Origin of the sequence: Nissabacter sp. SGAir0207 (assembly GCF_005491205.1) — a bacterium.
Taxonomy (GTDB): domain Bacteria; phylum Pseudomonadota; class Gammaproteobacteria; order Enterobacterales; family Enterobacteriaceae; genus Chimaeribacter.
In genome coordinates, this window is the sequence record NZ_CP028035.1 from 221,156 (window position 1) to 235,697 (window position 14,542).

Consider the following 14,542-nt stretch of genomic DNA (forward strand, 5'->3'; position numbering starts at 1 on the left):
ATGATTATTTTACAACTCGTAATTAATCATTAGCCGCTAAGGTCTGATAAGCCACTTTCTAATGCAATAACTGACCCTTTTCTGGTGATGGTTAGTTGCAGTGGATCACAAATTACGGCTACGCCCTGCTTCTCATCCCCAGCTAAGCCCCCGCCGGGATGATGCCCTGACCGCGTGCGCTCGGCAGGATAGCGGGACGCCACACCCATCCACATCGCCTTATCCCATTGTTCAACTACAGGAATGAGAGTTGCTTATGTCACAGCCCACTTTTAAGAAGGATGTCTTTTTGGCGGCCCTGGCACGCCAGTGGCATCATTTTGGCCTGCATGCTGCCGAAGAGATGACTTCTCATCAGTGGTGGCAGGCCGTCAGCGCGGCGGTTGCCGAGCAGACGGCGGCGCAACCGCTGCCGGAAAAAGCCGCCCAGGTACAGCGGCATGTGAACTATATCTCCATGGAGTTTTTGATTGGCCGCCTGACCGGCAACAATCTCATCAACCTGGGTTGGTATGACGACATCGCCGAGGCGTTGCAGGGCTTCAACGTATCGCTGAGTGACATCCTGGAGCAGGAGGTCGACCCGGCGCTCGGCAACGGTGGGCTGGGGCGGCTTGCGGCCTGCTTCCTCGATTCAATGGCGACCCTTAACCAGCCGGCGATTGGCTATGGCCTGAACTACCAGTACGGCCTGTTCCGCCAGAGCTTTGTTGAGGGCCGCCAGCATGAGGAGCCAGATATCTGGCAGCGTGAGAGCTACCCGTGGTTTGCCCATAATGCGGCGCTGGCGGTAGACGTGGGGATCGGCGGCACGCTGGAGAAGCAGGCCGATGGCCGGGTGGTGTGGCGCCCGGAGCTGACGCTGCGCGGTGAGGCGTGGGATCTGCCGGTGATCGGCTACCGCAACGGCATGAGCCAGCCGCTGCGCCTGTGGGAGGCGACCCACCCGCACCCGTTTGACTTGGGTAAATTCAATGACGGCGACTTCCTACATGCTGAGCAGCGCGGCATTGAGGCCGCGAAGCTGACCAAGGTGCTCTACCCGAATGACAACCATCAGGCCGGCAAACGCCTGCGCCTGATGCAGCAATATTTCCAGTGCGCCTGTTCGGTGGCCGACATCCTGCGCCGCCACCACTTGGCGGGCCGCGCGCTGGCGGAGCTGCCGGATTACGAGGTGATCCAACTCAACGATACCCACCCGACCATCGCCATCCCGGAGCTGCTGCGCATTCTGCTGGACGAGCACCAGCTGGGCTGGGACGAGGCGTGGGCCATCACCAGCCGCACCTTCGCCTACACCAACCATACGCTGATGCCAGAGGCGCTGGAGTGCTGGGATGAGCGGCTGGTGCGTAGCCTGTTGCCGCGCCACTTCGCCATCATCAAGCAGATCAACGACAAGTTCAAAAAGCAGGTGGAGAAGCAGTGGCCGGGCGATGAAGCGGTGTGGGCCAAGCTGGCGGTGCGCCACGACAAACAGGTGCGCATGGCGAACCTCTGCGTGGTGGCCGGTTTTGCGGTGAATGGCGTGGCGGCGCTGCACTCGGATCTGGTGGTGAAGGATCTCTTCCCGGAGTACCACCAGCTGTGGCCGCAGAAGTTCCACAACGTCACCAACGGCATCACGCCGCGCCGCTGGCTGAAGCAGTGCAACCCGGCACTCTCGGCGCTGATTGATGAGACGCTCCAGACCGAGTGGGTGACCGATCTCGACGCGCTGAAGGGGCTGGAATCCTATGCCGACGATGCCGCTTTCCGAGAGAAATTCCGCCAGATCAAGCACCGCAACAAAGAGGCGCTGGCCGCCTACGTCAAGGCGAGCACTGGCATTGTCATCAGCCCGGATGCGATTTTTGACATCCAGATCAAGCGCCTGCATGAGTACAAACGCCAGCACCTGACGCTGCTGCACATCATCGCGCTCTATCAGGAGATCCTGCACAACAAACAGTATGACCGCCTGCCGCGCGTGTTCCTGTTTGGGGCCAAAGCCGCGCCGGGTTACTACCTGGCGAAAAACATCATCTATGCGATCAACAAGGTGGCGGAGAAGATCAACCACGATCCGCGTGTGAAAGATCGGCTGAAAGTGGTGTTTATCCCGGACTACAAGGTGTCGGTGGCGGAACTGATGATCCCGGCGGCCGATGTCTCCGAACAGATCTCCACTGCCGGTAAAGAGGCATCCGGCACCGGTAACATGAAGCTGGCGCTCAACGGCGCGCTGACGGTTGGCACGCTGGATGGCGCCAACGTCGAGATTGCCGAGCAGGTGGGCGAGGAGAATATCTTTATCTTCGGCAATACCGTGGAGCAGGTGAAGGCGCTGAAGGCCAGTGGCTACGATCCGGTGAAGTGGCGCAAGAAGGACAAGACCTTGAACGCGGTGTTGAAAGCGCTGGAGAGCGGCGAGTTCAGCAACGGTGACAAGCAGGCATTCGACATGCTGCTCGGCAGTTTGCTGGGCGGCGGCGATCCCTATCTGGTGCTGGCCGATTTCGCCGCCTACGGCGAGGCGCAGCAGAAGGTGGATGCCCTGTATCGCGATCAGGAGGAGTGGACCCGCCGGGCGATTCTGAATACCGCGCGGGTTGGGATCTTCAGCTCAGACCGGTCGATCCGTGACTACCAGCAGCGTATCTGGCAAGCCAAACGGTAAGGGGCGCGCATGGACGAGAAACAGATCGATCACGCGGCGACGCTGGCGGGCATCTCCGCCAGCTTCATCAACGCCCACGGCAAACTGCAGGCGATCCCGGCGGCCACCAAGCTGAAACTGCTGACGGCGATGGGGCGCGAGGAGGGGCCGCCGTCGGCCGCCGGGCCGCTGCCGCCGGTCAAGGTATTTACCTTCGGCCTCCCGATGTCCTTGCCGCTGGCGGGCAAGGGGGATTTCAGCTGGGTGCTGGAGCAGGAGGATGGCAGCCGGGTGGAGGGACGCGCCAGCGGGCGCAAATCCATCTCGCTGCCAACGCGGCTACCGGCGGGTTACCACCAGCTGACGCTGGAGCAAAAGGGGCAGCGCTGGGGGTGCCGTATCATCGTCGCGCCAAAACGCTGCTATGAGCCAGAGGCGCTGCTGACCGGCAAAAAACTGTGGGGCGCCTGTGTGCAGCTCTACACCCTGCGCTCGGAAAACAACTGGGGGATTGGGGATTTCGGTGACCTGCGGCTGATGCTGGAGGAGACGGCGCGGCGCGGCGGGGCGTTCATTGGCCTCAACCCGATCCATGCCCTCTACCCGGCAATGCCGGAGAGCGCCAGCCCCTACAGCCCCTCCTCGCGTCGCTGGCTCAACATTGTGTATATCGACGTTAACGCAGTGGATGAGTTCCGCCACAGCGAGGCGGCCCAGCGCTGGTGGCACGCGCCAGAGAATCAGGCGGCGCTGGAGAGGGCGCGCGCCGCCGAGTGGGTGGAGTACAGCACGGTCACGGCGCTCAAGCTGGCCGCGCTGCGGCAGGCCTTCCCGCTGTTTGAGAACCTGCCCGCCAGCCATGCGCGCAAGCGCGCCTACCTGCACTTTGTGGCACAGGGCGGCAGCAGCCTGCGCCAACAGGCGGCCTTTGATGCCTTGCATGAGCGGCTGATGCAGGAGGAGGAGGGTCGCTGGGGGTGGCCAGCCTGGCCGGAGCAGTACCGTGACGGCGTGGAGGCCGCCGAGGCCTTCTACCTCTCCCACCGGGCGGAGGTGGAGTTCTACCAGTGGTTGCAGTGGCTGGCGCACAGCCAGTTCGCGGCCTGCTATGCCCACAGCGAAGCGCTGGGGATGCCGATTGGCCTCTATCGTGATCTGGCGGTAGGCGTGTCGGAGGGCGGCGCAGAGACTTGGTGTGACCGCGAACTCTACTGCCTGCGGGCATCGGTTGGCGCGCCACCTGATATCCTTGGCCCGCTCGGGCAGAACTGGGGCCTGCCGCCGATGGACCCGAACGTGATGATGACGCGCGGCTACCAGCCCTTTATCGATCTGCTGCGTGCCAACATGACTGACTGCGGCGCGCTGCGCATCGACCATGTGATGGCGCTGCTGCGCCTCTGGTGGATACCGTATGGCGAGGGCGCGGCGCAGGGTGCCTATGTGCAGTATCCGGTGGACGACCTGCTGGCGGTGCTGGCACTGGAGAGCCAGCGCCACCGCTGCATGGTGATTGGCGAGGATCTGGGCACGGTGCCGGTGGAGATTGTCGCGCGCCTGCGCGACAGCGGCGTCTACTCCTACAAGGTGCTCTACTTCGAGCATGACCGTGACAACATCTACCGCGCGCCGCAATCCTACCCGGTACAGGCGATGGCCACCGCCACCACCCACGACCTGCCGACGCTGCGTGGTTTCTGGCAGAGCGGGGATTTGATGCTGGGCCACAAGCTGGGGCTTTACCCGGATAAAGTGGTGTTCGCCGGGCTGCTGATGGATCGTGAGAAGGCGCGCCAGGGGCTGCTCAATGGCCTGCACCAGTATGGCTGCGTGCCGAAAAAACTGGGCCACAAAGCCTCGATGATGGCGATGTCACAAACACTGAACCGCGGTATGCAGCGCTACATCGCAGACAGCGCCAGTGCGCTGCTGGGGTTGCAACCGGAGGATTGGCTGGATATGGAGATGCCGGTCAATATCCCCGGCACCACTGACCAGTACCCCAACTGGCGGCGCAAGCTCACCGTGACGCTGGAGGAGATGTTTGCTGACCAGCGCGTTAACCGGCTGCTGAAGGATCTCGATAAGCGGCGGCGCAAGGTGTCGGTGTAAATCGGCCACCGTAGAAAAACCAAAGGGCGCCATAAGGCGCCCTTTTTGCGATCGGCTGGATGCAGATCAATAGTAGGAGTGCTCACCGCGCTGGTGCTCGGTCAGGTCACGCACGCCTTTCAGTTCCGGGAAGGTGTTCAGCAGCTCCTTCTCGATCCCCTCTTTCAGGGTGACGTCGACCATTGAACAGCCGTTGCAGCCGCCGCCGAATTGCAGGATGGCGTAACCCTCATCGGTGATCTCCATCAGCGACACGCGGCCACCGTGGCCAGCCAGCTGCGGGTTGATTTTGGATTGCAGCTCATACTCCACGCGCTCCATCAGCGGGGCGTCGTCCGAGACCTTACGCATTTTGGCGTTTGGCGCTTTCAGCGTCAGCTGCGAACCAAGCTGGTCAGTGACGAAGTCAATCTCCGCCTCGTCCAGGTAGGGCGCGCTCAGCTCATCCACGTAAGCGGAGAGCTTTTCGAATTTCAGTTCCGTGTCAGTGGCTTCCACGGCGTCCGGCGGGCAGTAGGAGACCCCACACTCGGCGGTTGGCGTACCTGGGTTGATGACAAATACGCGAATCTGAGTGCCTTCTTCCTGATTTGCCAGCAGTTTGGCAAAGTGCGCTTGGGCTGCGTCGGTAATACGGATCATAGCATTCACTCAATAGTTGACTTCTCTAGTAGGTTATAATACGCCCAATACCCATATCACTACAAGGTGCGGCACAGGCACCAGATTTGAATCGAGGCCACTCCCGCACGATTGAGCAAACCGCAAATCTCCGCCACCGTACTGCCGGTGGTCACCACGTCATCCACCAGCGCCACATGCAGGCCCGCCAGATCTTGTGTACAGCGGAACGCGCCGCGCAGGTTGCGCCGCCGCCGGACGGCGGTCAGCTCGCGCTGCGAGGGCGTCACGCGGCAGCGCATCAACGTATCCGGCTGCCAGTCGCACCCCAGCCAGTGTGCCAGCGGGCGCGCCAACAGGTCTGACTGGTTATAGCCGCGTCGCCACTGCCGCCGGCGGTGCAGCGGCACGCTGATCAGCCGATCTGGGCGCACCATCCGCCCCTCACGCCGTGCCGCCAGCCAACGTAGCAGCAACAGGCGCGCCAGCACCGGCGCCAGTTCCGGCGCGCCGCTGAATTTCAGCCGGTGCACCAGGGTGCTGAGCGGCGGGGCGAAGTCAGTGACGGCCAGCAGCGACTGCCACGGCGGCGGGCGGCGCAGGCAGCGGCCGCAGGGGAGATCGGGCGTGGCGGGCAGCCCGCAGCGCGGGCAGACCGGCGGCATCACCAGATGGCGCAGGCAGCAGGCGCAGAGGCCGTGGCGGCTGAGGTGCAGCGGCATTTCACATAGCCAACAGAGGCCGCCGATTGTTAGCATACTCATTTTTGCCTCCTTGCAGAGCATAACGACAGGACAATAACCTATGGCGCAGCTTTACTGGCAGACAATTGGCGAAGGCGATCGCGATCTTGTGCTGCTTCACGGATGGGGATTGAATGCCGAGGTATGGCAACAGGCGCTGGTGCGACTCGCGCCGCATTTCCGTCTGCATCTGGTTGATCTGCCCGGCTATGGGCGCAGCGGCGACTACCCGGCGCTCTCGCTGGCGGAGATGGCGGCGGAGGTACGGGCTGCCGCACCGGCCCGCGCCATCTGGATGGGGTGGTCACTGGGCGGGCTGGTCGCCAGCCAGGTGGCGCTGGACGCGCCGGAGCAGGTTGAGGCGCTGGTGACCGTCGCCTCCTCACCTTGCTTTGCCGCAAGCGAGGGGTGGCCGGGCATCAAGCCAGAGGTGTTGCAGGGGTTCCAGCACCAGCTGAGCGAGAATTTCCAGCGCACCGTGGAGCGCTTTTTGGCGTTGCAGACGCTGGGCACCGAAAGTGCGCGGCAGGATGCACGCCTGCTGAAGGCGGTGGTGCTGGCGCAGCCGATGCCCTCTGTGGAGGTGCTCAATGGCGGGCTGGCGATCCTGCAACAGGCCGATTTGCGCGCGCCGTTGCGTTCGCTGGGCTGCCCATTCCTGCGCATCTACGGGCATCTGGATGGGCTGGTGCCGCGCAAAATCGTGCCGCAGCTTGATGCCATCTGGCCGCAGTCGCGCTCGGTGATCATGGAGAAGGCGGCCCACGCGCCCTTCGTCTCCCACCCTGATGCGTTCAGCGACATTGTGCTGGATTTCCTCACGTCCGACGCTTTTCTTGCGCCAAAGAATGGATAATTTCAAAAACTCGCTAATAATTACTCAGGTAAATGACTGACAGACAACACGAAGCTGCGGGTCGCCTGATAAACAGATGGCGCCCGTCCGCATGATGGCGGGGTTCATTCGCATTAGGATGATGCTTTCCCCTTCGGTCCTTTGCCTGTTTCTGACTGTTTTCTTAAACACTCAACATTCTAGCGAGGGTAGGGTTATGAAATTGATTTCCGCGATGAAAACTTCTGTGATTACCGCCGCCGTGCTGGCTGGCACGCTCTCTTTCAGCGCACTGGCAGCGCAGGAGATCTCCAAGGAGGAGGCGACCAAGTATGAGAAAGTGGGGACTGTAAGCACCACTGCTGAAACGACATCGCCGATGGATGCCAAAGAGGAACTCTCCAAGCTGGCGGATGAGAAGGGCGGCAAATACTTTGTGGTGATTGCTGGCCGTGAACATGGCAAAGTCAGTGCCATTGCTGAAGTGTATAAATAACCGCTTTCCGGGCGCCGTCGTGGCGCCTTTTCCCATGCCTCTTCCCCTGCCAGCGCGTATAATCCAATCTCCTCTTTTTCCATAAGGTTACTCCGCAGTGGCAGCGACGATTTATGACATTGCACGGCTGGCGAAGGTCTCCAAATCGACCGTTTCGCGGGTTCTCAACAATCAATCCAACATTTCGGCGCAAGCCCGTGACCGGGTGATGCAGGCCATCGCGGAACTGAACTACCAGCCGAGCAAACTGGCACGCGCGCTGACCTCCTCCGGCTTTGATGCCATCATGGTGATCTCCACCCGGCCAACCCGTACCACGCTGGGCAACCCCTTCTTTGCCGAGATCGTCCACGCCATCGCCTCGCGGGCGGAGGAGGAGGGCTTCGACCTGATCCTGCAAACCTCGAAAAACAGCGAGGAGGATCTGCAAAAGTGTCTGGTGAAGATCCGGGAGAAGATGGTGAAGGGGATCATCATGCTCAGCTCGCCAGCGGATGAGACTTTTTTCCAGCAGCTGGACGGCTATGCCATCCCGGTGGTGGTGATTGGCCGCGTTGAGGGGCAGTACCAGCACATTTTCTCGGTCGATACCGACAACTTCCACGACAGTTACCGCATGACGCAGGCGTTGATTGCCGAGGGGCACCGCGCCATCGCCTGCCTGCACGCCTCATTGAATTACCATGTCTCGATTGACCGGCTGGCGGGATATCGTCAGGCGATGGCCGATGCCCAGTTGCCGATTGCGCCCGGCTGGGTGCTGGATGGCGGCAACAGCGTGGAGGAGGCCTATCAGGCGGCCTGCCGGCTGTTTGCGCTGCCGGTGTTGCCGACCGCCGTGCTGGCGACGGACGCACTGAAGATCCTCAGCCTCTACCGGGCGGCGCAGGAGCGCGGCTGTGCCATTCCGGCGCAACTGTCGGTGATGGGCTACAGCAACAGCAGCATTTCGCCCCTGCTGACGCCGCCCCTGACCGGCATTGACGTGCCGACCGCCCAACTCGGCTGGCAGGGGTGTGATGTGCTATTTGCCTGCATCGCAGGGCAGATCCTGCCGCAGCAGCATCGGCGGGTGACGACCGATCTGCGTCAGGCAGGCTCTACCGCGCCGCCCGGTTGAGCGCATAAAAAAAGGGAAGGCATCACGCCTTCCCTTCTGTCATTTGCGGCTCAATCCCGCGTTGGGATCACCTGCTCCGTCTCGCTGTCGAAGAAGTGGGCAAGGCCCATATCCAGCGTCAGCCCCAGATGGGCACCGGCATGGATGTCGCACTGCGCATCGGTACGCACCACCAGTTCGTGGCCGCCAATTTGGCAGTAGAGCATAAACTCCGCGCCGGTCAGCTCGGCGACGGTGACGGTCGCTTCCACCTGCTGCGCGCCCGGTTTCGCCAGGAAAATGGACTCCGGGCGAATGCCCAGGATCAGCGGCTTGCGCTGGTAACCGGCGGCATTCAGGCGCGCCAGCGCCTCCTCCGGCACCGGAATGTGCAGGCTTTCGGTGACGAAGTGCGCGCCATCCAGTGCGCCGCGCACGAAGTTCATCGCTGGCGAGCCAATAAAGCCGGCGACGAACATATTGCAGGGGCGGTTATAGATGGTTTTCGGGCTGCCGACCTGCTGCACAATGCCATCCTTCATCACCACAATCCGCGTCGCCATGGTCATCGCCTCGGTCTGGTCGTGGGTGACGTAGATCATGGTGGTGTCGAGCTTCTGGTGCAGCTTGCTGATCTCGGCGCGCATCTGCACGCGCAGTTTGGCGTCGAGGTTGGAGAGCGGTTCATCCATCAGGAACACTTTGGCGTCGCGCACGATGGCGCGGCCAAGCGCCACGCGCTGCCGCTGGCCGCCGGAGAGGGCGCTCGGACGGCGTTGCAGCAGATCCTTCAGCCCCAGAATCTGCGCGGCATAGGCCACGCGCCGCTCAATCTCCGCTTTATCGATGTCCATCAGCTTCAACGCAAAGGCCATGTTGTCGTAGACCGACATGTGCGGGTAGAGCGCATAGTTCTGGAACACCATCGCGATGCCACGGTTTTTGGCCGCGACGTCATTCATGCGCTCGCCATCAATCAGCAGGTCGCCGTCGCTGATCTCCTCCAGCCCGGCGATCATCCGCAGCGTGGTGGACTTGCCGCAGCCAGAGGGGCCGACGAAGACGATGAACTCTTTATCCTCAATCTCCAGACAAAAATCTTTCACCACATGGACATTGTTCGGGTAGATCTTCTGGATATGTTTTAACGAAATATGGGCCATGTTCAGCTCCTGGTAATCAAGGTGTCAGGGCAGACCTGGGCCGCCTGCCAATGGGCCAGCAGATCCGGCCACGCCAGCTCGCCGGTGTGGTTCAGCCGGTAGTCGGCCTCTGTCAGCGTCGCGCCAATGCCGACGGAGTACATGCCGTTGGCATTGATGGCCGTAATGCCAGCCTGCGCATCCTCAATGCCGATGGACTGGCGGGGATCGACCCCCAGCCCCTGGCAAGCAGTGAGGAAAATTTCCGGGTGTGGCTTGGAGTGGCTCAGGGCGCGGGCGTCGGCGCAGAAGTCGAAGCGATCGCTCAACCCGAGCGAGGCCAGCACCTGCGGCGCATTCTCCGATACTGACGCCAGCCCGATGCGGCAGCCCGCGGCGCGTACCGCCGCCAGCAGCGGCAGGATGCCGGGCAGGATGTCTGCCGGTGTCAGGTTCGCCAGCAACTGGCGGTAGAGATCGTTCTTCTCGGTCATAAATTGCTGGCGCGCCTCCGGCGGCCAGACCTGCTCCTGCCCGCCATGACGCAGGATGCACGCGAGGGAGTCAGCACGGTTGACGCCCTTGAGTTGCTCATTGAAGGCGCGATCGATCTCAATGCCCAGCTTCTGCGCCAGCTGCTGCCACGCCTGAAAGTGGAACTCGGCGGTGTCCGTGATGACACCGTCCAGATCAAAAATCACCGCCTGAGGGTAAGGCTGGTCACACATGTTTTTTCCTTATTGTTCAAGCGGCAGCGTCAGCTCACGCGTGACGTGGTGCAGTACGCCCTGCACCCGGATGGCGACAGGCGCGTCGCCCGCCACGTCAATGTGCAGCGCCTGACGGCTGAGGTGGATATGCAGCCGCTGGCCGCGCCAGCAGAGCGGGAAGCGCAACCCGCGCCAGTGCGGCGGCAGGCGTGGCGCCAGCGCCAGCTCCCCCTCCTGATACTCCAACCCGGCGAAGCCCATGATTGCCCCCAGCCAGATGGCGCTGATGGCAGCGGCGTGGATGCCGTCGTCACAGCTATGCGGATCCGGGCCGAGGTCAATCTCCATCGCCTGCCGGTAGAGCGGCCAGGCGAGGTCAGCCCGGCCGGTGCGGCAGGCCACAATCGCGTGGATCGCCTTGCTCAGCGAGGAGTCATGGATGGTGCGCGGCAGGTAGTAGTCGAGGTTGGCGCGCTGCACCTCATGGCTGAACAGCGACGGCAGCAGGAAGAACAGCATGATCAGGTCGGCCTGCTTCAGCACCTGCATCTCGTTCACCTCGGCGCGCGAGTAGTCGAGCATGATGGCCTGGGTGCCCGCCACCGCTTGGTAGCGCGTCAGGTCGATGGTCGGCTTGGCCATGAAGCTGTCATCCTGCGCGATGACACCCTGCCCATCCGGCTGCGGCAGCAGGCAGCGTGCGAGGAAGTCCTGCGCCTGTGCGCGGAACGCCACATGCTCCGGGGTCTCGGGCAGGGCGCGCAGCGCCTGATCCACCGTGTAGTGCGCCAGATAGTTGGTGTAGGCGTTGTTGTTGACGTGCTCGGTGTACTCATCCGGCCCGATGACGTCATGCAGCTCCCACTGCCCGTTGACTTCGGTGGCGCGGCTGATCCAGAACTGGGCACACGCCTTCAGCAGCGCTTGTGCCTCATGCTGGCGGAACGCCTCGTCGCCGGTGGCGTGCAGATACCCCACGGTCGCGTAGGCGATGTCCGCCACCAGATGGTGCTCCGCCAGCGCGGAGGCCACCGGCTGGCGCTGGCCAGTGCGGATGTTGATCAGGCCGAACGGCGGCGTCTCCTCCTCACCGGTAAAGGCGCTCTCCCACGGGAACAGCGCGCCGCGATAACCGCACTGGGCAGCTTTCTGCTCCGCCTGCGGCAGCCGGTGGTAGCGGTAGCGCAGCAGTGAGCGCGCCGTCTCCGGCTGGGTCAGCAGGTGGTAGGGCAGGATGAAGATGTCGGTATCCCAGAAGACGTGGCCCTTGTAGCCCTCGCCGGTCAGCCCCTTGGCGGCGACGCTGCACCGCTCGTCGTGGCTGGGGGTCATGGCCGCCAGATGGTAAGCCGAGACATCCAGCGCCAGCTGGTCGAAGGCGTCGTCGCTCTCGACCTCAACCCGCGCCTGTCGCCACCACGCCTGCCACTGCGCCAGGCTGTCGGCGCGCAGCGCGTCGTAGCCCTTGGCCGCCTGTTCGGCCAACCGGGCCAGACAGTGTGGCTGCCAGTCAGTTGGCTCGGCGTCGCCCGGCAGGCAGACATCGACCCAACTGATCTTCTCCAGCGTTACCGGCACGCCCACGGGCAGGGTGGTGCGGAACTGCTGGGTCAACTGGCGGTTTTTGGCGGCGTAACTGATCACCGCGTCGGTGGAGAGCTGACAGAGGCTGGTGAGGATCGCTGTCATGTCCTGCTCCGGCGTGCGGTAGCAGCCCTGCAAATAGCGCTGATCTAGCACCCGCACACTCTCCTCCAGCAGATGCTGGCGGCCGCTGTTGGTCTGGGTCGCGTCAATGCCGGTGGCGAGCAGCAGGTCGGCCGGCTGATCCAGCGCGGTGAGGGTCAGGGTAGCGGCCACCAGTTGATGCGGTTGGCGCGCGACAAAACGGGCGCTTTGCAGCCGGAAACGGCCGCCCTCCGGTGACTGCCACACCAACTCGCGGCGGATTTCGCCCAGCTCGGTGTCGAACTCACGCTGGTAGGAGAGCAGGGTGCCGGCCAGCAGTGAGAAAGGGGTGCGGCCAATCTGGATTTTGCAGCCGGTGATGTCCGGCAGGTTGACCAACTCGGCGATCTCCTGCGGCGCGGCGCGGTGGTAAAAACCGGCCACATACATGCCGCGCACCTGCTCGGTATACGCCTCCTCATGCGCGCCACGAATGCCCAGATAGCCGTTGCCACAGGTCATCAGGCTGGCGTACTTGTTCAGGTGGTGCAGATCAAAACCCGGCTCACGCAAAAGGGCGTGCGGGGAGGGGAGTGGATGCTGTTTCATAGGGTTACGCTCTCGCCCCGCTCGGCCGCCTGATAGATGGCTGCCACCAGTTGCTGGATGGCGTAGCCCTGCCGGCCATCGGCCAGCCCCTCACCGCCCAGCCCAAGCGCGCGATCCACAAAGGCTTTCATGCTCTTGTGGTGCCGCAGGCTGTCCGCTTCCTGACGTTGGTAGAGCGTCAGCAATTTGCCGCCCTCGTCGGTGTAGATGTGGGCCGGGAACAGCGTCGCGCCAGCGTCTGCGCCGCAGAACTGCACGTTCATCACCGACTCTTCCGGGATGTTCAGCGCAAACGAGGTGTCCAGCCGCAGGATGCCGCCCTGCTCCAGCTCGAGGGTGGCGAACAGCGCGTCCTCCACGGTGTACTTCTCTGGCTGCCAACTGCCGAACAGGCCGTTGCTTTTGCGGTTGCCGATTTTGCAGAACTGGTGCGCGCTGACCCGCGTGACGCGCGGGAAGCCCAGCACGTACATGGCGGCGTCCAGCATATGGATGCCGATGTCGATCAGCGGCCCGCCACCCTGCTGCGCCTTGTCAATAAAGACGCCCCAGCCCGGCACGCCGCAGCGGCGCAGTGCGCGCGCATGGGTGACGTAGACCTCGCCCAGCATCCCCTCTGCCACCTTCTGCCGCAGCAGTCGGCAGTCGTCGGCGAAACGGTGGTGGAAATCATAGGCCAGCACCCGATCCACGCGCTCGGCGGCCTCGGCCATCGCCAGCGCCTCATGGGGCAGCATGGCAGGCGGCTTCTCGCACATCACATGGCAGCCATGTTGCAGCGCCTGCAACACCTGTTCGCAGTGGAAACGGTTGGGGGAGCAGATGCTGACCGCATCCGGCATCGCCAGACGGTACATCTCACCGGCATCGGTGTAGCTGTGTGGAATGTTATTGCGGGTGGCGAAGTCGGCGGCGCGCTGCGCGTCCGTATCCACGACAGCCACCAGCGTCACATCGCGGCGGGTGGCGTAGTAGGCGGCGTGCACCTTCTCCGCCACCTGACCCGCGCCAATAATCGCGACCCGCAAGGGTCGCGAAGAATGAGCACTCAACTGCATGTTTTTCCTGCCGATTAGCGCAAGGCGCGCAGATAGTCGAGGGAATCCTGATAGGCTTTGGCCGGATCGGCCGCCCGCACGCGGCACTCATAGACCACATAGCCGTCATAGCCATCGGCCTTGAGCTGGTTGAAGTGGCGGGCAAAGTCCAGCGAACCGCTGCCCGGCTGGTAGCGGTGGTTGTCCGCGATGTGCACATGGCCCAGCAGATCGCGGTGCTGGTGCAGCGCGGCGCTGATGTCATCCTCTTCGATGCTCATGTGGTAGAAGTCACCGATGATTTTGGTGTGCTGGAGCTGGTTCTCTTCGATATAGCCACGGGCGTCAGCCAGCAGGTTGATCATGTGATCCTGATAGCGGTTCAGCGGCTCCAGGAAAACCGTGGTGCCGGTTTCGGCAGCCACCTGATCCAACACTTTCAGCGAGCTGCTGACGGCCAGACGATCGCCAGCGGTGCTGCGCGGTGAGGTCATCGGCGGCAGGCGGTAGGTGAACATGCCCCAAGCGGCCGGCACGATGATGCCCTTGCCGCCCACGTCTGCCAGCGCGCGCAGGATGTCGCCAATCTGCTTCAGGCCGTTGAGACGGCGCTCTTCGATGAAGTCACCAATCCAGCCGTCGTAGCCGCCACAGGCGGTGATGACCGGCAGGCCAGTCTCGGCGATGGCCGCCTTGACCTCGGCGAGGTTATTCACCAGCAATTTGCCGTCAATCTCAAAGCCATCAAAGCCCATCGCCTTGACGAACTTGAACTTCTCCAGAATGTTTTCCGGGAAGAAAGCCTGATTCTGTGTACCGATTTTCATTG

Annotated in this window: 12 protein-coding genes; 5 read left to right on the forward strand and 7 right to left on the reverse strand. The window is 62.7% G+C overall.

Features of this window, described 5'->3' with window-relative positions:
* Window positions 1–256 precede the first annotated feature (256 nt).
* Both malP and malQ read left to right on the forward strand, forming a co-directional pair.
* Window positions 257–2,662, forward strand: a complete 2,406-nt coding sequence (gene malP / locus C1N62_RS00925; RefSeq protein ID WP_137761878.1) for a maltodextrin phosphorylase — start codon at window positions 257–259, stop codon at window positions 2,660–2,662.
* A gap of 9 nt (window positions 2,663–2,671) precedes the next feature.
* Window positions 2,672–4,753 (forward strand): 4-alpha-glucanotransferase, encoded by a 2,082-nt coding sequence (malQ, locus tag C1N62_RS00930; protein WP_137761879.1) that lies wholly within the window; start codon window positions 2,672–2,674, stop codon window positions 4,751–4,753.
* A gap of 66 nt (window positions 4,754–4,819) precedes the next feature.
* Here malQ and nfuA read toward each other — a convergent pair whose 3' ends face one another.
* Both nfuA and gntX read right to left on the reverse strand, forming a co-directional pair.
* On the reverse strand, window positions 4,820–5,395 hold the full coding sequence (gene nfuA, locus C1N62_RS00935) for a Fe-S biogenesis protein NfuA (RefSeq protein WP_137761880.1): 576 nt from the start codon (window positions 5,393–5,395) through the stop codon (window positions 4,820–4,822).
* Window positions 5,396–5,454: 59 nt separating this feature from the next.
* The gene (gene gntX, locus C1N62_RS00940; RefSeq protein ID WP_137764863.1) at window positions 5,455–6,132 is read right to left on the reverse strand and encodes a DNA utilization protein GntX; all 678 of its coding nucleotides are present in this window, start codon (window positions 6,130–6,132) and stop codon (window positions 5,455–5,457) included.
* 46 nt (window positions 6,133–6,178) lie between these two features.
* Here gntX and bioH point away from each other — a divergent pair, with 46 nt between their 5' ends.
* The 3 genes from bioH to C1N62_RS00955 all read left to right on the forward strand — a co-directional run bounded on the left by bioH (window position 6,179) and on the right by C1N62_RS00955 (window position 8,568).
* The gene (gene bioH, locus C1N62_RS00945) at window positions 6,179–6,973 is read left to right on the forward strand and encodes a pimeloyl-ACP methyl ester esterase BioH (RefSeq protein WP_137761881.1); all 795 of its coding nucleotides are present in this window, start codon (window positions 6,179–6,181) and stop codon (window positions 6,971–6,973) included.
* Window positions 6,974–7,169: 196 nt separating this feature from the next.
* On the forward strand, window positions 7,170–7,448 hold the full coding sequence (locus C1N62_RS00950) for a YdgH/BhsA/McbA-like domain containing protein (RefSeq protein ID WP_370465579.1): 279 nt from the start codon (window positions 7,170–7,172) through the stop codon (window positions 7,446–7,448).
* Between the two features lie 97 nt (window positions 7,449–7,545).
* The gene (locus tag C1N62_RS00955; RefSeq protein ID WP_137761882.1) at window positions 7,546–8,568 is read left to right on the forward strand and encodes a LacI family DNA-binding transcriptional regulator; all 1,023 of its coding nucleotides are present in this window, start codon (window positions 7,546–7,548) and stop codon (window positions 8,566–8,568) included.
* Between the two features lie 50 nt (window positions 8,569–8,618).
* Here the strand turns inward: C1N62_RS00955 and C1N62_RS00960 are convergent, their stop codons facing one another.
* From C1N62_RS00960 to C1N62_RS00980, 5 genes are read right to left on the reverse strand one after another with little or no spacing between them, the layout of a single operon-like run.
* Window positions 8,619–9,710, reverse strand: coding sequence for an ABC transporter ATP-binding protein (locus tag C1N62_RS00960; RefSeq protein ID WP_137761883.1), 1,092 nt, complete (start codon window positions 9,708–9,710; stop codon window positions 8,619–8,621).
* 2 nt (window positions 9,711–9,712) lie between these two features.
* Complete coding sequence (pgmB, locus tag C1N62_RS00965) at window positions 9,713–10,417, reverse strand: beta-phosphoglucomutase (RefSeq protein ID WP_137761884.1); 705 nt, start codon at window positions 10,415–10,417, stop codon at window positions 9,713–9,715.
* A 9-nt stretch (window positions 10,418–10,426) separates the two neighbouring features.
* Window positions 10,427–12,676 carry a glycoside hydrolase family 65 protein gene (locus C1N62_RS00970; protein WP_137761885.1) on the reverse strand — a complete coding sequence of 750 codons (2,250 nt, stop codon included), beginning with the start codon at window positions 12,674–12,676 and terminating at the stop codon, window positions 10,427–10,429.
* On the reverse strand, window positions 12,673–13,728 hold the full coding sequence (locus C1N62_RS00975) for a Gfo/Idh/MocA family protein (protein WP_206057772.1): 1,056 nt from the start codon (window positions 13,726–13,728) through the stop codon (window positions 12,673–12,675). Before C1N62_RS00975 ends, C1N62_RS00970 begins: the two co-directional genes overlap by 4 nt.
* Before the next feature lie 20 nt (window positions 13,729–13,748).
* Window positions 13,749–14,540, reverse strand: coding sequence for a sugar phosphate isomerase/epimerase (locus C1N62_RS00980; RefSeq protein WP_137761887.1), 792 nt, complete (start codon window positions 14,538–14,540; stop codon window positions 13,749–13,751).
* Between the last annotated feature and the right edge of the window lie 2 nt (window positions 14,541–14,542).